Source organism: Alishewanella sp. SMS8 (assembly GCF_030737935.1).
GTDB classification, from domain to species: domain Bacteria; phylum Pseudomonadota; class Gammaproteobacteria; order Enterobacterales; family Alteromonadaceae; genus Alishewanella; species Alishewanella maricola.
In genome coordinates this window covers 1,255,803-1,274,555 of record NZ_JAPJEA010000001.1, presented here as the reverse complement: position 1 = coordinate 1,274,555, position 18,753 = coordinate 1,255,803, and the positions used below count along the sequence as shown (strand labels likewise).

The window sequence follows — 18,753 nt, the reverse complement described above, 5'->3', positions numbered from 1 at the left end:
AAGACGCTGCCAGGGTGATAGCTAATGTAAATTTATATTGAATAAATTATTCCGCAATAGCAAGCACGCAGCTTCACTCTGCGCAAAAGGAATTTCCTACGAAAATCATCCACTTCGCTAGAGCGCTTATTTTAGCTCGATCTTATTCGATCTTTGCCGGTGTTTTTACCTTGACAGCAGCGGAAGCGGCACCCTAAACTGTCTCGTTGTGGGGATATGTGGGTAATTGTGGATCATTTTGGTAAATTTGTGGTGATAGTGGTAGCTGGCACCCCTTTTTGTCGTCTCTGATACTTTACTCGAGCAACGCAAACTCTTAAGGCGGGCAAACTAAGATGTTTCGTGGATCATTTACACTGACATTAGACGAAAAGGGCCGGTTAGCGCTTCCAGCGCGTTACCGTGAACGCCTTATGTCTGAATTTCAGGGCCAAATGATTTGCACCATCGATTTGCACGATCCTTGTTTGTTGCTATTTCCGCTAGCTGAGTGGGAAGAAATAGAAGAAAAACTGAAATCTCTCTCAAGCTTAAATCCTCAGGAACGCCGTTTACAGCGGTTATTACTGGGCAATGCCACCGACTGTGATATGGATAAAAGCAGCCGTATTTTGTTGCCAGCTTCATTGCGGCAACATGCTGGATTAACGAAAAACATCCGTTTGGTGGGCCAATTAAATAAATTTGAAATCTGGGATGAAGCAGCCTGGCAAGAGCGGCTTGCAGCGGATATTGAGCTGGAGCAAGCAGAAGCCGGTACTGTGGAGTTATCAGAACGATTACAGGATTTTGTACTGTAAATGACCACAAGTCCACATATCTCGGTACTGCTAGCGGAAACGTTAGCAGGCCTGGCAATCAAGGCTGATGGCATCTATTTAGATGGCACCTTCGGCCGTGGCGGTCACAGTAGAGAAATAATACAAGCGTTAGGGCCTAATGGCCGCTTATTCGCTATTGATCGCGATCCTTCCGCCATTGCTGCTGCAGCCCCACTGCTCGCCGATGCGCGTTTTCACATCACCCATAGCCCCTTCGCCGCCCTGGCAAACATCGCCGAACAACAAAACATTTTCGGCAAAATCGATGGCATTTTACTGGACCTTGGCGTGTCTTCCCCACAATTAGACGAAGCTGAACGTGGTTTTAGTTTTATGCGTGATGGTCCGCTGGATATGCGGATGGACCCTACAAATGGCTTATCTGCAGCTCAGTGGTTAGCCCATGCCGATGTCGAAGACATTACTTTTGTGCTGCGGGAATACGGTGAAGAGAAATCGGCTTGGCGTATTGCTAATGCCATCGTTGCCCATCGTGCTGAGCAACCCCTCACTCGCACCAGTGAGCTGGCTAATTTAATTAGCAATGTGGTGCCGAAAAGCCCGAAAGAGAAAAAGCACCCTGCAACCCGCAGTTTTCAAGCCATTCGTATTTACGTTAACAGTGAATTGGAGCAGGTGAATTTAGCGTTACAAGGCGCAATGGCAGCGCTAAAGCCTGGCGGCCGGCTTTGTGTGATCAGCTTTCATTCGTTAGAAGATCGCCTAGTGAAACAATTTATGCGTCGCCATTCCAAACCTGAACCGGTGCCGCGTGGCTTACCGTTAACGGATGCGCAGTTATATAAGGCGATCCCGCTGCGCTTAATAGGTAAAGCGATTATGCCTTCTGCCGCTGAGCTGGCTGCAAATCCGCGCTCACGAAGTGCGGTGTTGCGTATCGCGGAGAGGCAGGCGCTATGAAACAAGTCCAGCTGATCAAAATCATTGTCCAGGAACTGCAACAACGCAAGTTAGTTATCGCGTTGTTGTTGGCGTGTTTGCTGTCTGCCCTTGCGGTAGTGCAAATGTCGCATTTAAACCGGCAATTAACGATCCAGCAGGACTTAAATTATCAACAACGTGATCAGCTCGATACCGAGTGGCGCAATTTGCTGTTAGAGCAACGCGCGTTAGCCGAACATAGCCGTGTAGAAGAGATTGCGCGGCAACAGCTGAATATGCAACGCCCTACGGGCGATCGTGATATTACGGTGAAATTACAATGAAACGCCCGGTAAGAAAGGCCCAAGCAAAAACCAGAACGCAACCCGCCGTACTCGGCTGGCGTTTTGCTTTTGTGCTGGTCAGTATTAGCGCGGTGTTTGTGGCCCTGGTTGCGCGGGCCGCTTGGTTACAAGTGCTTGAGCCGGATATGCTGGTTACTCAAGGTGACTTGCGCAGTTTACGCGTGGAATCTGACAAAGTGATGCGCGGTATGATCCTCGATCGTCATGGCGAAGCATTAGCTGTCAGTGTTCCGGTTGAGGCCATTTGGGCAGATCCTAAAGAAGTACTGGAGCGCAACGCGCCAGGGGATGAGCGGCGTTGGCATGCGCTAGCAGAAATTCTGCAATTGAGCCCGCAGCAACTTCTTAGCCGCATCGGTGATAACCCGCAGCGGCGTTTTGTTTATTTACAGCGCCAAGTTAATCCAGCAGTGGTCGATTATGTGCGTAAGCTGCGCGTTCCCGGTATTCATTTTCGCCAAGAATCGCGTCGCTATTATCCTGCTGGTGAAGTCGCCGCGCAGTTAATCGGTTTTACCAATGTCGATGACGTTGGCGTGGAAGGTGTTGAAAAACGTTTTAATGATTTACTCACCGGAACAGCGGGTCGCAAGGTTTATCGTAAAGACGCAAAAGGCCGTGAAATTGAAGTATTAGAGCGCGAGCAAGCGACCGAATCGGCCACCGTGGTGCTGAGCATCGATCAACGCATTCAAGCGGTAGCTTATCGTGAATTGAAAAAAGCGGTGTTATCCAATGGCGCTGCGTCTGGTTCTGCAGTGGTGGTCGACGTGCAAACCGGTGAAATTTTAGCCATGGTCAATAGCCCCTCATTTAACCCGAATAACCGCCGTAATACGCCTATCCATCGTTTTCGTAATCGGGCCATTACCGACACCTTTGAACCGGGTTCTACTATGAAGCCGTTAGCGGTCTTAAGCGCTTTAGAGTTTGGCTCGGCCAATTTAGATACGGTAGTGGATGTTAGCCCTGGTTTTATGCGCATTGGTGGCAGTTGGGTGCGCGACCCCTCTAATTACAATCGCTTAGATCTTACCGGTATTATTCAAAAATCGAGCAACATGGGAGTAGCGCGCTTAGTGTTAGAAGTGCCGCATCAACATGTGATTGGTTTGTATCACAATATGGGGTTAGGCCAAGAGTCGGGCGCTTCGATTATTGGTGAAAGCACCGGTATTTTTAGTTACCGCCAGCGTTGGTCTGACTTTGAACGCGCTACCTTTTCTTACGGCTATGGTTTATCGGTTACCGCTGTGCAACTGGCGCGCGCTTACGCCACCATGGCCAATGGCGGTATTAATCGGCCACTGAGTATCATTAAACAAACGGAACCAGAGCTGGGCGAACGGGTATTAAAAGAAGAGTTTGCGCTGGCTATGCTGGAAATGATGGAAGCCAATATCGGTCCTGGCGGCACGGCAACACGTGCACAGGTGCCCGGTTATCGCGTAGGCGGCAAAACAGGTACTGCTCGTAAAGCGGTCGCCGGCGGTTACGGTGATGATTATATCGCTTCTTTTGCCGGTGTCGGCCCCATCAGCCAACCGCGATTAGCCTGTGTGGTGGTGATTAACGAACCTGCCGGTGATTTTTACCATGGTGGCGAGATTGCTGCCCCGGTGTTTGCCAATATTATGGGAGCAGCGATGCAGCTGCTTAATTTGCCACCAGATGGACAGAGCCGCCCAAGGATCACCGCGGTTCGTGGAGGTCAAAATGCCGGTTAATAGTCAACGTTGGTTAGCGAATTACCTCAGTGAAGTGCCGTCTTTAGAGTTGCAGCACTTACGAATTGATAGCCGCGACGTGATGCCTGGCGATGTGTTTATTGCTTTACCCGGCACAACCACAGATGGCAGTTTATTTATTGATAAGGCCTTGGCTCAAGGCGCCGCCTTAGTGCTGACGGAAAACATCCATTCCAGTGATAGTCGGGTGTTGACCATACCACGGTTGAATTCGGTGTTACCGAAATTGGCAGCTGACTTTTATGGCCAGCCACAACAGCAACTGACATTAATTGGCGTTACCGGCACCAATGGCAAATCGTCTGTAAGCAGCTTTATTGCCCAGCTTGCTGGCGAGCTTGGTGTCAAGAGCGCGGTAATTGGCACCCTAGGTTACGGCAACTGGCAACAGCTTACGCCCTTAAAAAACACCACGCCGCACTTTGTCGATATTCAACGCATTCTGGCAGAAATGGTCAGCAAAGGTGTGCGTTTAGTGGCAATGGAAGTGTCTTCACATGCGTTAGTTCAAAAGCGCGTTGCCGGTTTGCATTTTGCGGCGGCAGTGTTTACCAATTTAAGTCGTGATCATTTAGATTACCACGGCAGTATGCCCGCTTATGCCGCGGCAAAAGCGCTATTGTTCAAACCTGAGCAAAGTATGCTGGCCATTGTGAATTTATCAGATGAAACCGGTCGTCATTACGCCGAGCAAATGCAGATCCCTGTGCATGCTTACGGTGCCAGTATTGATTGTAAATCGGATGTGCAGGCATTGAGCTACCAACGTTTAAGCCCCAAAGCTCACGGTACTTATTGTCAGTTGAAGTATGCCGCTAAAAGCTACGAGTTAAATTTGCCGTTGCTGGGTGAATTTAATGTGCAAAACGCGTTGGCCGCCGTGAAGTGTTTACAGGCCTTGGGCCATTCTCTGTCTGACTTGATTGCGGTAGCAGCTTTATTGCAACCGGTTGCTGGGCGCATGGAACAATACAGCCTAAAAACTGGTGCGACAGTAGTGGTCGATTACGCTCACACACCTGATGCCTTGGATCAAACACTACGGGCCTTGCGTCAACATTGTGATAATCATCTATGGACGGTATTTGGCTGTGGTGGTGATCGTGACAAAGGTAAGCGGCCCATCATGGGGCAGCTGGCAGAACAATTAGCCGATCATATTATTCTCACGTCGGATAACCCACGTAGCGAAGATCCTTTACAGATTTTGCAAGATATTGCTGCGGGTATGCATCCGCAAAGCAACTACACCATCGAGCCCGATCGACGCTCCGCCATCAAATTAGCCATTGCAGAAGCGCAACAGGGCGACATTATTTTGGTGGCGGGTAAAGGCCATGAAACAGAACAAATCATGGGTAACCAAGTACTGCATTACGATGAAAGAGCCTATGTTCAACAATTGGTGGCGGAGATGGCATCATGATCACGCTTAAATTATCAGAGATAGCCCAAATGCTGGGCACCACCTGGCAGGGTGCTGATGTGCAAATCGATGCAGTGAGCACGGATAGTCGAACATTAAGCGGTGCCGCGTTATTTATTGCTTTAAAAGGGGCGAACTTTGATGCCAATCACTTTTTAGCTGATGTCGTCAGTAAAGGTGCGGTGGCGTTAATTTGTAGTGAAGTACCGCCGGTTGATGTGCCTTATATTTTAGTCCCCGACGGGCGCATAGCCTTAGGCCAGTTTGCTGCCGCATTAAAAGCACGCTTAGCCCCTAAAACCATCGCCGTGACAGGCAGTGCCGGTAAAACTACGGTAAAAGAAATGCTGGCGGCTATTTTAAGTGAGCAAGCCGAGGTGTTAGCAACCTCGGGTAATTTCAATAATGACATCGGTGTGCCGCTCACCTTATTACGTTTAACGGCAGCACATCGCTACGCGGTGATGGAGCTGGGCGCCAATCATCATGGCGAAATTGCGTATACCACGGCGTTGGTGAAACCCGATGTAGCGTTAATTACTAATGCTGCCGCGTCACATTTAGAAGGCTTTGGTGATATTGCCGGTGTTGCTCGCGCTAAAGCAGAAATTTATCAGGGTATTCCTGCGTCAGGCACGGCGGTCATCTCTTTAGATAGTGATTACAGTGATTTCTGGCTCACCCAGGTGGCACATTTATCCTGCCTGACCTTTAGCGTCGATAAGCCACAAGCCGATTTTTATGCTGCAGCAGTGCAATTAGACAGCCTCGGCTGTGCGCATTTTACGTTGCATACGCCAACAGAACAGCTGCCAATAAGTTTAACCGTGCCAGGGCGTCATAATGTGGCTAACGCGCTTGCCGCCGCGGCAGCTGCCATCGCTATTGGTATCAGTGCGCAGCAGGTACAGCAAGGTTTAGCAAAAATGCGTGCTGTGAAAGGGCGCACTAATCTGATCCAGGTTAACTCAACGCTAAAAATTATCGATGACACCTACAACGCCAATGTTGAGTCGGTAAAAGCCGCCATTGACTTACTGGCTAGTTACAGTGGCTTTCGGGGGTTGATCTTCGGAGACATGGGTGAGCTTGGTACCAATGCGCGTTTATATCACGAAGAAATCGGTGAATATGCCAAAGCGGCTGGGATTAATCTGTTGTTCACTGTCGGTGTGTTATCACAGAGCGCCAGTGATGTGTTCAAACAGCAAGGAGCACATTTCAGCCAACGGCAAACGCTAATTACGCAATTGCTGCCCATTATTGCAGCCGAAACGGCAGTGACACTGCTGGTTAAAGGTTCGCGCAGTGCGAAGATGGAATTAGTAGTAAAAGACTTGCTAGAACGTTGTCAGCAGGAGATCCCAGCATGTTAGTCTGGCTAGCAGAATATCTAACACAATATTACACCGGCTTTAATGTCTTTAGTTATCTGACATTTCGCGCCATTTTAGGCGTGTTAACCTCATTATTATTAAGCCTTTATTTAGGGCCTAAGCTGATTGCGGCGCTGCAGCGCATGCAAATTGGGCAAGTGGTTCGCAATGATGGCCCAGAGAGTCATTTCTCGAAAAAAGGCACGCCTACTATGGGCGGCATTTTGATCCTCGGTTCAGTGTTAATCTCTACGCTGCTGTGGGCTAATTTAGCCAACAAATACGTTTGGGTGGTGATATTTGTACTCGTTAGCTTTGGTGCTATCGGCTTTATCGATGATTACCGTAAGGTGATCCGAAAAGATCCCCGTGGTTTAATCGCGCGCTGGAAATACCTATGGCAATCCGTTTTCGCCCTTATTACTGCCATTTTCTTGTATAGCACCGCAGAGCGGCCAGCTGAAACGGCACTGCTTGTGCCCTTTATTAAAGATGTGATGCCGCAACTGGGTTTATTATTTATTGCCCTTAGTTACTTTGTCATTGTCGGCACCAGTAATGCCGTAAACCTAACCGATGGTTTAGATGGTTTGGCGATAGTGCCGACCATTATGGTGGCGGGGGCTTTTGCCATCATTGCTTATGCCAGCGGTAACGTAAATTTTGCCAGTTATTTAAATATTCCTTATTTACCCTATGCCGGTGAGTTAGTGGTGTTTTGTGCCGCGCTAATTGGTGCAGGTTTAGGTTTCTTATGGTTTAACACTTATCCGGCTTTGGTGTTCATGGGCGATGTCGGCTCGTTGGCATTAGGTGCGGTGTTGGGTGTGATCGCCATTTTGGTGCGCCAAGAGATCGTGCTGTTTATCATGGGTGGAATTTTCGTAATGGAAACGCTGTCGGTGATCTTGCAGGTTGGCTCTTACAAACTGCGTAAACAACGCATTTTCCGTATGGCACCTATTCATCATCATTACGAATTAAAGGGCTGGCCAGAGCCGCGCGTTATTGTGCGTTTCTGGATCTTATCGATCATTTTTGTGCTGGTTGGCCTCGCCACCCTGAAACTGAGATAACAGCATGCAAAGTATCCTAACAGCAAAACGAATTGCAGTAGTGGGGCTCGGTCTTTCTGGCCTGGCGACCGTACGCTTTTTACTTGCACAAGGGATCAAGCCGGTATTGATGGATACTCGCAAACAACCCGCTGGCCTAGAGCAGATTCCGGTTGAGAAAGTAGATGGTATCTACTTAGGTGAGTTAGACGCCAATAGACTGGCGCAGATGGAACTGATTATCGTCAGCCCGGGCTTGTCGGTGAAGCATCCGGCCTTGCGTTTTGCTCGGTTACAAGGCGCTAAGATTATTGGTGATGTTGAGCTGTTTGCGCATTTTAACCACAAACCGGTCTTGGCGATCACCGGCTCTAATGGCAAGTCGACTGTGACCATGTTGACTACGGCCATGTTGCAGCAAAGCGGTATCAAAGCAGTTGCGGCCGGCAATATCGGTTTACCGGTATTAGAAGCGATAAACCACAATGATGCTGAAGTGTTTGTGTTGGAGCTATCCAGCTTTCAACTAGAAACCACCGATAGCTTAGCGGTGGTTGCCAGTGTGAATTTAAACATTAGTGCTGACCACCTGGATCGGTATAACACCATTGCCGAGTATGCGGCAGCCAAACAGCGTATTCATCGGCATAGCCAATTAGCTATTTACAATGCGGATGACCGCATGACGCAACCCGCTCAGTCGCAAGCTGGCTTGGCACTGAGTTTAAAACCCAACGCCAGTGGTTACGGCATTGTGCAGCATCAGCAAGCGCCTTGGTTGTTAGTAGAGGGTGAGCCGTTATTGCCCGTCGCTGAGATGAGCTTGTTTGGCGAGCACAACCAATTTAATGCGCTAGCGGCTGCGGCTTTAGCCTTAGCTGCGGGGGCTTCTCGTGCAGCCTTAGCGGCCACTTTGCGTACTTTTAGCGGTTTAGCGCATCGTTGTGAGTTGGTGACCGAGCTTCATGGCGTGCGCTGGGTGAATGATTCAAAAGCGACCAATATTGGTGCGACCTTAGCCGCCTTAGCGGGTTTACGCCCTGGTATTCAAGGCAAGCTGATTTTGATTGCTGGCGGCGATGCTAAAGGCGCTGACGTGCAAGAGTTACAAACCGTATTGCAGCAAGATGTGCAGCATTTGATTACCTTAGGCCAAGATGGCCCAGCGATTGCGGCGTTAAAAACCGACAGCGTGCAAGTCAAAACATTGCAGCAAGCAGTCAGCGCCGCAGCGGCGTTTGCCAAAGCAGGCGATATGGTGTTGTTATCACCGGCTTGTGCCAGTTTAGATATGTTTAAAAGCTATGCCGATCGCGGCGAACAGTTTGCCAAAGCAGTAAAGGAGCTGAAATGATTAAAGCAGCTTTACTGGGTGGTCGTTTTAATCCGTTACCTCGCTTTGATGCTTGGTGGCAGAGTAAAGATCAGGGTAATTACGACAGTATGTTTTTAACCGTACTGTTGTTAATCCTGACACTGGGTTTAGTGATGGTAACCAGTGCCTCTATTCCGGTAGCTGAACGTTTATTTGATAATCCGCTGCATTTCACGCTGCGCCATTTAGTGTATATGTTCATTGGTTTAGGCGCGACCTTGGTTGTGATGCGTTTACCCATCAGCTTTTGGCATAACTACAATATGCAGCTGTTATTTGCTGCCTTAGCGTTACTGGTGGCCGTGTTATTGTTTGGTAAAAACGTCAACGGTTCAACCCGTTGGTTAGCGTTAGGCCCCATCAACATTCAGGCGGCTGAACCGGCTAAATTGTATTTCTTTGTGTATTTAGCCAGTTATTTGGTTCGGCGGCATGAAGAAGTACGTGAGAACTTAATGGGCTTTCTAAAGCCGCTGATTATGCTTTTTATTTTTGCCGTGTTGCTGTTAATGCAACCTGACTTAGGCACCGTGATTGTGATGTTCGCCACAGCGGTGGTGTTGCTGTTTTTAGCCGGTGCTCGGCTGTGGCAGTTTATTGCGTTAATACTCACTGGGATTGCCGCAGTGGGCGTGCTGATTTTTTACAGTGAATACCGCTGGCGTCGAGTGACGGCCTTCCTTGATCCTTGGGCTGATCCCTTTGGCAGTGGTTATCAGTTAACCCAGTCGTTAATGGCTTTTGGTCGCGGTGGCTGGTTTGGCCAAGGTTTAGGTAACAGCATTCAAAAATTAGAATATCTACCCGAGGCGCACACCGACTTTATCATTGCCGTTATTGGCGAAGAAACCGGTTTTCTGGGGGTGGCAGCGTTACTAAGTTTGTTGTTCTTGCTCGTTTTTCGTGCGCTGATGATGGGTAATCGTGCTTTACAAAAAGGCATGAGTTTCCACGGTTTCTTAGCCTATGCCTTAGCCATTTGGATTGGTTTTCAAACCGCCGTAAACGCCGGTATGGCTAGCGGTATGTTACCGACCAAGGGTATGACTTTACCTTTTGTCAGTTACGGTGGTAGTAGCTTAATTATCATGTTAATGGCTGCCGCTTTATTGCTGCGCATTGACTTTGAAGTACGGATGCAAGGCAAACAGGCCGTTAGCGGGGGTAAGCATGACTAAACCGCTAGCATTGATTATGGCCGGTGGCACGGGTGGCCACATTTTCCCAGCACAGGCAGTAGCCAAAGCGTTGCATGCTGAAGGCTGGGAGATTGCTTGGCTAGGCACCGCAGATCGGATGGAAGCGCGTTTAGTGCCGAGTTTTGGCTGGGCATTTCATGCCATCCAAGTGGCGGGTTTACGGGGTAAAGGCTGGCGCAGCATTGTGCATGCGCCGCTGATGGTGTGGCGGGCGATCCGACAGGCGCGGCAAGTGGTCAAGCAGGTAAAACCGAGCTTAGTGATTGGCTTTGGTGGTTATGCCAGTGGCCCCGGTGGCGTGGCTGCGTGGTTAGCCGGTGTGCCTTTATTGATCCATGAACAAAATGCCGTTGCCGGTAGCACCAATAAATTACTGGCGCGTTTAGCCAAGCAGGTGTTAGTGGCTTTTCCGGCCGCGTTTGCCAACTCAGCTAAACAACAGGTGGTGGGCAATCCGGTGCGGGCTGAGCTGATTGCTTGTCGCCAGCCGCGAACAAGTGAGCAGCCGCTCAATATTTTAGTGGTCGGCGGCAGTTTAGGCGCGAAAGCTTTAAACGAGCAGTTACCCGAGCAATTTAGCACGCTGGCCGCACAAGGTGAGATCGCGATTTGGCATCAAACGGGCGAAGCTATGCTGGCGCAAGTGCAAGCCGCTTACCAGCCATTACAAGCAAAGGGTGTGTCGGTGCAGGTCAGTGCCTTTATCGACAGTATGTTAGCGGCTTATCGTTGGGCTGATGTGGTGATTTGTCGTGCCGGTGCCTTGACTGTCAGCGAAGTGGCCGCCGTTGGCGTTGCCGCAATCTTTGTACCGCTGCCCAGCGCGATTGATGATCACCAAACCGCCAATGCCCGCAGTTTAACCAGTGCTGACGCGGGCTGGTTATTACCGCAGTCGGAACTCATCAAAACAGGCATAGTGCCATTATTGGCGCCGTGTTTAACAGATAAAAGTGTGCTGCAGCAGTTTGCGCAAAATGCCAGGCTGCAGGCACGAGACAATGCGACTACCGCAGTAGTAGCAGTATGTCGGCAAGTAACAGGACAAGCAGTATGATTACCACGCCACAACAGAAAAAACTGGCGATGCGCCGGGTTGAACGTATTCACTTTGTAGGCATTGGCGGTGCCGGTATGGGCGGTATTGCCGAAGTATTAGTCAATGAAGGCTATAAGGTTTCCGGCTCGGATATCGCGCCGAACACCGTCACCGACAGATTGCGCAGCCTAGGTGCAGAATTATTCTTTGGCCACAGCGCTGAAAATATTCAAGGTGCCAGTGTTGTCGTTGTTTCTAGCGCCATTAAAAACGACAATGCTGAAGTGCAAGCCGCGCGCGAGTTACGCATTCCTGTGGTGCGCCGTGCCGAAATGCTCGGTGAATTAATGCGGTTTCGCCATGGTATTGCGATTGCGGGCACGCATGGCAAAACCACGACGACCAGCTTACTCGCCTCAATTTTTGCTGAAGCCGGTGCCGATCCCACTTTCGTAATTGGCGGCTTGTTAAATTCTGCCGGTTCCAATGCACGCTTAGGGGCGGGGCGTTATTTAATTGCCGAAGCCGATGAAAGCGATGCCTCGTTTTTACATTTGCAACCGATGGCAACGGTGATCACCAATATTGAAGCGGATCACATGGACACCTATCAAGGTGACTTTGAAAAGCTAAAAGCCACCTATTTAGAGTTTTTACATAATCTGCCGTTTTATGGGATGGCGGTAATTTGTTTAGATGACCCCGTATTACGTGATTTGATTTCGCGCATTGGCCGCACGGTGCTGACCTATGGTTTTAGTGAAGATGCCGACTTTCAAATCAGCGAGTTTCAGCAGTCTGGCACACGAACGCAGTTCAGTATTCGTGATGCTCAAGGTCAAACCCGGCAAGTGATCCTAAATTTGCCAGGCAAGCACAATGCGTTAAATGCCACCGCTGCTTTTGCTTTAGCGCAAGACGAAGGCATAGCAGAACCGGCAATTTTAGCGGCGTTAAGTAAATTTGAAGGCATTGGTCGGCGTTTTCAACAGTATGGTGAATTTGACACCGGTCGTGGCAAAGCTATCTTGCTCGACGATTACGGTCATCACCCAACCGAAGTTGCCGCTACCGTTGCGGCGGTGCGCAATGCTTGGCCAGAACGACGTTTGGTGATGTGTTATCAGCCACATCGTTATACCCGTACCCGTGATCTGTATGATGATTTTGCTCGGGTACTGTCTGAAGTTGACACCTTATTATTATTGGAAGTCTATGCTGCAGGCGAAGCGCCAATTGCCGGGGCCGATAGCCGTAGTTTAGCGCGTTCTATTCGAGCGCGTGGCCAGTTAGAACCCATCTATGTGGCGCAGCCAAGCGATTTAGCCGCTTGTTTAGCCGATGTGCTGCAAGACGGGGATGTGGTGTTAACGCAGGGCGCGGGCAATATCGGCACCTTAGTAAAACAACTGAGTGCTTTGGGATTAAATATCGAACAATTAAAAGCGACTAAGGGAGCTGCGTTATGAGCCAAAACGCAAAAGTAGCGGTGATGTTTGGCGGTTCTTCAGCTGAGCGTGAAGTGTCGTTACGTTCTGGCAAAGCGGTGTTAGCGTCATTATTAGATGCTGGCGTTAATGCCTTTGCATTTGACCCACAACAAGAAGATTTAAGCAGCCTAGACGCCGATAAAGTGTTTATTGTGTTACACGGGCGCGGCGGCGAAGACGGCGTGATGCAAGGCGCTCTAGAGCAGCGCGGCTTGCCTTATACCGGTAGCGGTGTGCTGGGTTCTGCCTTAGCGATGGATAAAATTCGCTGTAAATGGTTGTTTCAAGCCCAAGGATTACCCACAGCAGCTTTTGCTGTAGCCAGGCCAGGCACTGAAGATTACGCCGCGATGCTAGCGGAACTTGGTGGCAAAGTGATGGTTAAGCCTGCCAATGAAGGCTCAAGCATTGGCATGAGCGTGGCAGTCACGGCTGAAGAGTTAGCGCAAGCTATTGCAACAGCCCATCAATATGACGAAGAGGTCTTAGTCGAGCGCTGGATTGAAGGGCGTGAATTTACAATCGCCATCTTAAATGGTGCGGTATTGCCGATTGTTGAGATGCGCACCCCACGCTCCTTTTATGATTACGAAGCGAAGTATCAGGCCAATAGCACCGAATATTTATGCCCAGCGCCACTTACGGCAGAGCTGACGCAAGCAATGCAAAAAACCGCTTTAGCGGCTTTTCAAGCCGTGGGCGCGTCAGGTTGGGGCCGGGTTGATTTAATGCTGGACCAGCAAGGTCAATTTTATTTATTAGAAGTGAATACTGTACCGGGCATGACAGAAAAGTCGTTAGTGCCTATGGCAGCGAAAGCCGCTGGTTACAGTTTTCAACAGTTAGTGCTGGCGATTTTAACGCAAGCTGAGTCGGCGCGCCGCTAGTATGACGAACACTGCGACCGTACCAGTTACACCTAGCCGAGCCGCTTTTATCGCGGGGCTGGTGTTTTTTGGCTGCTCGTTAGTGTTTTTAGGTTATTTAACGGTGAAGTTAGTGCAATGGGTACAAGATCAACAAAGTGTACCGATTTCACAAGTGAAGTTGTATGGCAATTTTCAGCATTTGGATGCCAAAGCGTTACAGCAGCGCATTCAACAGGAATATGTCGGTAACTTTTTTAGAGTGAACGTGGATCAGGTGCAGCAGTTCCTGCAACAACAACACTGGGTTTATCAGGTCGCCGTGCGCAAACAATGGCCTGATACCTTGGTGGTGGTGGTGACAGAGCAGCAACCGGTCGCGGTGTGGAATTCAGAGCAGCTGATCAACAACAAAGGGGTGGTGTTTGATGCCCCACTCGAACAGCTGACCACTTCGCTACCCCTATTGCATGGGCCAGAAGGCTCAGCGCAGGATGCCCTGAACATGTTTACTAATATGCAGCAATTGCTGCAGTTACATGAGTTTAGTGTGCGGCAAATTTGGTTAACCGAGCGTTTTGCTTGGCGCCTAGAATTAGCCGATGGCTTACAGCTGCAACTGGGCAGGGAAGAATCATTAAAGCGGCTTCAGCGGTTTGTTGAGTTGTATCCCACCATGCAGCAACACAAGATAAACGCCGCCATGGTGGAAGTGGATTTACGTTATGACACGGGTATTGCCGTGCGCTATGGTGCAACAGAGACAAAGAGAAAAACATGACAAAGTCATTAGAGCGGGATTTGATTGTAGGCTTGGATATCGGTACTGCCCAGATTAAGGCGGTTGTGGGCGAAATTACCGCAGACAATCAGCTGAGCATCGTGGGTGTTGGCACCCACGTTTCTCGTGGTATGGATAAAGGTGGCGTCAACGACTTGAACTTGGTGGTGCAGGCAGTACAGCGCGCGATCAATGAAGCCGAGTTAATGGCGGATTGCCAAGTATCGTCAGTGTATTTAGGTATTACCGGTAAGCATATTCGTTGCCAAAACGAGAGTGGCATGGTGCCGATTAACGATACCGAAGTGACCAACGAAGACGTGGCCAATGTGATCCATGCGGCGAAATCGGTACCCATTTCCGCCGAGCGTCGCATGTTGCATGTCTTACCTCAAGAGTTCTCGGTCGACATGCAAGAGGGCATTAAAAGCCCAGTAGGTATGTCAGGCGTTCGGATGGAAGCGCGGGCACACATTATTACTTGTGCAAACGATATGGCGAAGAATATTGAGAAGTGTGTCGAGCGTTGTGGCTTACATGTTGATCAGCTTATTTTCTCGTCGCTGGCATCAAGTTATGCCGTGTTAACCGACGACGAAAAAGAGTTAGGGGTCTGCGTGGTGGATATCGGCGGTGGCACTATCGATATTTCGATCTTCACCAATGGCGCCTTACGTCACACGGCAGTCATCCCGGTAGCGGGCAATCAGGTAACCAGTGATATCGCGAAAATTTTCCGTACACCAATTAGTCATGCTGAAGAGATCAAAGTGCAGTATGCTTGCGCGCTGCGCAGCATGGTGGGTAAAGAAGAAAGCATCGAAGTACCCAGTGTGGGGGGGCGAGCTGCGCGATCTATGTCGCGTCATACCCTAGCGGAAGTGGTCGAACCGCGTTACCAAGAATTATTTGAACTGGTGCAAGAAGAAATTCGCTCCAGTGGTTTAGAAGAGCAAATTGCTGCCGGTTTAGTGTTAACCGGAGGCACCTCCAAAATGGAAGGTGCGGTCGAATTTGCCGAAGATATTTTCCAGATGCCGGTGCGGGTCGGTTATCCGATGCACATCACTGGTTTAAAAGAATATGTTAATGACCCGGCCTACGCCAGCGTCATTGGCTTGTTACTCTATGGCAAGGACGTGCGCAGCCAAAACAAGGCAGCCAGTCAAAGCCGTGATTCAGTCAGCAGCTTTTTTAAAAAAATTAGCAGCTGGTTCAATGGTCAGTTTTAAGTAAGCGTAAAAACGGAGAGAGAGCTATGTTTGAGTTAATGGAAAACCACAACCAAGAAGCGGTCATTAAAGTTATTGGTGTTGGTGGTGGCGGTGGTAACGCCGTGGAATATATGGTTGCTAGCAATATTGAAGGCGTAGAGTTTGTGGCGGCGAATACCGATGCCCAAGCACTACGTAATTCCTCTGCCAACGTCACCTTACAACTGGGTGCCAGCGTAACCAAAGGTTTAGGTGCGGGTGCGAATCCAGAAATTGGTCGTCGTTCGGCAGAAGAAGATCGTGAAACCATCAAGAAAACCCTACAAGGCGCGGATATGATCTTTATCGCAGCCGGCATGGGCGGTGGTACGGGTACAGGTGCTGCACCTATCGTTGCGGAAGTGGCGCGTGAGTTGGGTATTCTGACTGTTGCGGTTGTGACGAAACCTTTCCCATTCGAAGGTAAAAAGCGTACTGCTTATGCTGATGAAGGTATTTTAGAGTTAAGCAAACATGTTGACTCGTTAATTACTATTCCTAACGATAAGTTATTAAAAGTATTAGGTAAAGGTACTAGCTTGCTGGATGCCTTTAAAGCCGCGAATAACGTGTTACTGGGTGCCGTGCAGGGCATTGCTGAACTTATTACGCGTCCAGGTTTGATCAACGTTGACTTCGCCGACGTACGTACTGTGATGTCAGAAATGGGCACTGCCATGATGGGTACTGGCCGCGCCAGTGGTCCTGACCGCGCTGAAGAAGCCGCTGAACAAGCGATTTCTAGCCCACTGTTAGAAGATATCGATTTATCGGGTGCGAAAGGTATTTTGGTAAACATTACCGCCGGTTTAGATATCAGCATTGAAGAGTTTGAAATTGTTGGTAATGCCGTCAAAGCTTTCGCTTCAGAAAATGCGACCGTGGTAGTGGGTGCCGTTATTGACCCAGAAATGCATGACGAATTACGCGTTACTGTGGTAGCTACCGGTATCGGTGCGGATCGTCGCCCAGATATCAGCTTAGTGCCAACGCATCGCGCTGAACCTGTTACTACCAGTTATGTCCAACACGGTAATGCTGTGCGTCAACCGGCTCCTGCGGTTGCGGCACAACGTGAAGAGTTGCCACAAACTAAGCCACAGGCAGAAGCAAAAGGCGGCATCGATATTTTCGATATCCCAGCGTTTTTAAGAAAACAGGCTGATTAATCGCTGTCGCTTTGCGACAGCGTAAAGTAGACATAGTCAAGCAGATGAGATTCATCCGCTGTTAAGCTAATAATTGGCATACTATTAGTGATGTGCTATGCTGCGCGCCCGTTTATGATTGCTTACTAATTGAGCAGGAAAAACTTATGATTAAACAACGTACCATTCAACAGACTGTTAGCTCTGTCGGTGTGGGTTTACACAAAGGTGAAAAGGTTACGCTTACTCTCCGACCTGCACCTGACAATACCGGCATTGTATTCCGGCGTGTAGACCTGTCTCCGGTAGTCGATTTCAAAATCACCCCTTCGTTAGTGGGCGATACTGTAATGTGTACCTGTTTGATTAACGAACAGGGTGTGCGGTTATCTACCACTGAGCATTTAATGGCCGCGATTGCTGGCCTAGGCATTGATAACTTAGTTATTGATGTTGATTCAGCAGAAATCCCTATTATGGACGGCAGCGCCAACCCATTTGTCTATTTGTTATTAGAAGCGGGTATTGCCGAGCAGCGTTTAGCGAAGAAGTTTATTCGCATTAAACAAACGGTTCGGGTAGAAGACGGTGATAAATGGGCTGAATTTAAGCCCCACAATGGCTTTAAGTTAGATTTTGCCATTAACTTTAATCACCCGATCATTTCAGAAACCACGCAACACGTGGTGATGGAGTTTTCAGCCGCCAGCTTTATTAAAGAAATCAGCCGTGCGCGTACTTTCGGCTTCCTGCACGAAGTTGAATTTTTACGTGCTAACAATTTAGCGCTGGGTGGCAGCATGGATAACGCGGTGGTGCTCGATGAGTTCCGCGTGTTAAACCAAGATGGCCTGCGTTATGACGATGAGTTTATTAAGCATAAGATGTTAGATGCCATCGGCGATCTTTACATGGCTGGCCACAGTATTTTAGGTGAGTTCCGTTCGTATAAAACAGGTCATGGTTTAAATAACCAACTGTTATCAGCGGTATTGGCCAAGCAAGAAAACTGGGAATTTGTGACCTTTGAAGATAAGGCAGAAATGCCAATATCTTTTTTAGCACCGCAACTTGCCTAAGGCTTTTAAGCCGTAAGAAAGCCGCTAAGCGCAATGCAAGTCAGTTAAGCATGACCTGTTTGCTCTAAATCAACCGTTGAAGGCCATGGATGGCCGGAATCGAGCCTCAGGGATGATTCATGGCGTGTTGATGTGAGCAAACCGCGTCATGCTAAATACTTAACTGATCGGCATTACCGTTAAGCGGTTTTTTTTCGTCTGCAATTTAGCATGGGATCTCACTTAATCGGTTTTCAGCCTTGCCGTTAGCGCGGTGTGTTATCTGGCATATTACGCAATAAACGCTGTAAGGCTTGTTGCACTGGGCCATCGGTTTGCGCAGCGGCCTGTTGTAACTGTAAGCGGGTATCATGACTTAGGGTTGCACAATACGGTTTTACCGGCTGTTCTTGCACAAGTAATGGCTTTGTTTGCCCTACGGGTGACACTTCGATATCAATCCCTGCTAATTCAGGCAAGATTTTTTTGCGGAAATTGTCTAGAATGGCGTCGCGTTGCATTTTTAGTCGCGTAGCCCAGGCTGCCGAACTACATAAAATAATCGCTCGACCCTCTTTAATGGTTGCGACCTGACAAGAGGTGAGTTGTGTTAATTGCAGGATCTGACACAATTCTGCATTAAGTTTACCGATTAATTGAAACTGCTGTTGCACGCCAGCCAGAGTGCTATGACTAAAAAGTTTAGTTAAATCTTCTGGTTTATGGCTATAACGTTTCATTTGCAGCAGCCTGTTTGGAATAGTAAAACAACGCACAAAGTGTAACAGTTTTTAGGCTGCGGCAGTAGCAGTAGCCACTGCCCTTGAAAGCAGGATAAACCATCACCATATCCTGTTGACTTTGGCCCATG

Annotated in this window: 17 protein-coding genes; 16 read left to right on the top strand and 1 reads right to left on the bottom strand. The window is 48.9% G+C overall.

Going from position 1 to position 18,753, the window contains the following annotated elements:
• The first annotated feature begins 335 nt into the window (after nucleotides 1-335).
• From mraZ to lpxC, 16 genes are all read left to right on the top strand, one after another.
• Nucleotides 336-800, top strand: coding sequence for a division/cell wall cluster transcriptional repressor MraZ (mraZ, locus tag ORJ01_RS05895; RefSeq protein ID WP_226752164.1), 465 nt, complete (start codon nucleotides 336-338; stop codon nucleotides 798-800).
• Nucleotides 801-1,742, top strand: a complete 942-nt coding sequence (gene rsmH / locus ORJ01_RS05890) for a 16S rRNA (cytosine(1402)-N(4))-methyltransferase RsmH (RefSeq protein WP_226752163.1) — start codon at nucleotides 801-803, stop codon at nucleotides 1,740-1,742. It abuts the gene before it with no gap.
• Nucleotides 1,739-2,047, top strand: a complete 309-nt coding sequence (gene ftsL, locus ORJ01_RS05885; protein WP_306177266.1) for a cell division protein FtsL — start codon at nucleotides 1,739-1,741, stop codon at nucleotides 2,045-2,047. The genes rsmH and ftsL overlap by 4 nt, the downstream gene beginning before the upstream one ends.
• The gene (locus tag ORJ01_RS05880) at nucleotides 2,044-3,795 is read left to right on the top strand and encodes a penicillin-binding transpeptidase domain-containing protein (RefSeq protein WP_306177265.1); all 1,752 of its coding nucleotides are present in this window, start codon (nucleotides 2,044-2,046) and stop codon (nucleotides 3,793-3,795) included. The genes ftsL and ORJ01_RS05880 overlap by 4 nt, the downstream gene beginning before the upstream one ends.
• Nucleotides 3,785-5,242 (top strand): UDP-N-acetylmuramoyl-L-alanyl-D-glutamate--2,6-diaminopimelate ligase, encoded by a 1,458-nt coding sequence (locus ORJ01_RS05875; RefSeq protein WP_306177264.1) that lies wholly within the window; start codon nucleotides 3,785-3,787, stop codon nucleotides 5,240-5,242. Before ORJ01_RS05880 ends, ORJ01_RS05875 begins: the two co-directional genes overlap by 11 nt.
• Nucleotides 5,239-6,618: a UDP-N-acetylmuramoyl-tripeptide--D-alanyl-D-alanine ligase gene (murF, locus tag ORJ01_RS05870; RefSeq protein ID WP_306177263.1), complete on the top strand. Its 1,380-nt coding sequence runs from the start codon at nucleotides 5,239-5,241 to the stop codon at nucleotides 6,616-6,618. Before ORJ01_RS05875 ends, murF begins: the two co-directional genes overlap by 4 nt.
• Nucleotides 6,612-7,694, top strand: coding sequence for a phospho-N-acetylmuramoyl-pentapeptide-transferase (gene mraY / locus ORJ01_RS05865; RefSeq protein WP_229584785.1), 1,083 nt, complete (start codon nucleotides 6,612-6,614; stop codon nucleotides 7,692-7,694). The genes murF and mraY overlap by 7 nt, the downstream gene beginning before the upstream one ends.
• A 4-nt stretch (nucleotides 7,695-7,698) precedes the next feature.
• Nucleotides 7,699-9,027, top strand: coding sequence for a UDP-N-acetylmuramoyl-L-alanine--D-glutamate ligase (gene murD / locus ORJ01_RS05860; protein WP_306177262.1), 1,329 nt, complete (start codon nucleotides 7,699-7,701; stop codon nucleotides 9,025-9,027).
• Nucleotides 9,024-10,226, top strand: coding sequence for a cell division protein FtsW (gene ftsW / locus ORJ01_RS05855; RefSeq protein ID WP_236128900.1), 1,203 nt, complete (start codon nucleotides 9,024-9,026; stop codon nucleotides 10,224-10,226). Before murD ends, ftsW begins: the two co-directional genes overlap by 4 nt.
• A complete protein-coding gene (gene murG / locus ORJ01_RS05850) occupies nucleotides 10,219-11,304 on the top strand; it encodes an undecaprenyldiphospho-muramoylpentapeptide beta-N-acetylglucosaminyltransferase (protein WP_306177261.1) in 1,086 nt (361 codons plus the stop codon). Before ftsW ends, murG begins: the two co-directional genes overlap by 8 nt.
• Entirely contained in the window at nucleotides 11,301-12,755 is a 1,455-nt protein-coding gene (murC, locus tag ORJ01_RS05845; RefSeq protein ID WP_306177260.1) for a UDP-N-acetylmuramate--L-alanine ligase, read from the top strand. The genes murG and murC overlap by 4 nt, the downstream gene beginning before the upstream one ends.
• Nucleotides 12,752-13,663 carry a D-alanine--D-alanine ligase gene (locus ORJ01_RS05840; protein WP_306177259.1) on the top strand — a complete coding sequence of 304 codons (912 nt, stop codon included), beginning with the start codon at nucleotides 12,752-12,754 and terminating at the stop codon, nucleotides 13,661-13,663. Before murC ends, ORJ01_RS05840 begins: the two co-directional genes overlap by 4 nt.
• A 1-nt stretch (nucleotide 13,664) precedes the next feature.
• On the top strand, nucleotides 13,665-14,423 hold the full coding sequence (locus tag ORJ01_RS05835; protein WP_306177258.1) for a cell division protein FtsQ/DivIB: 759 nt from the start codon (nucleotides 13,665-13,667) through the stop codon (nucleotides 14,421-14,423).
• A complete protein-coding gene (ftsA, locus tag ORJ01_RS05830; protein WP_306177257.1) occupies nucleotides 14,420-15,655 on the top strand; it encodes a cell division protein FtsA in 1,236 nt (411 codons plus the stop codon). The genes ORJ01_RS05835 and ftsA overlap by 4 nt, the downstream gene beginning before the upstream one ends.
• Before the next feature lie 26 nt (nucleotides 15,656-15,681).
• Complete coding sequence (ftsZ, locus tag ORJ01_RS05825; protein ID WP_226752151.1) at nucleotides 15,682-16,845, top strand: cell division protein FtsZ; 1,164 nt, start codon at nucleotides 15,682-15,684, stop codon at nucleotides 16,843-16,845.
• Nucleotides 16,846-16,991: 146 nt separating this feature from the next.
• Entirely contained in the window at nucleotides 16,992-17,903 is a 912-nt protein-coding gene (gene lpxC, locus ORJ01_RS05820) for a UDP-3-O-acyl-N-acetylglucosamine deacetylase (protein ID WP_226752150.1), read from the top strand.
• A 245-nt stretch (nucleotides 17,904-18,148) separates the two neighbouring features.
• Here the strand turns inward: lpxC and ORJ01_RS05815 are convergent, their stop codons facing one another.
• Complete coding sequence (locus ORJ01_RS05815) at nucleotides 18,149-18,622, bottom strand: DUF721 domain-containing protein (RefSeq protein ID WP_306177256.1); 474 nt, start codon at nucleotides 18,620-18,622, stop codon at nucleotides 18,149-18,151.
• Nucleotides 18,623-18,753: the final 131 nt, after the last annotated feature.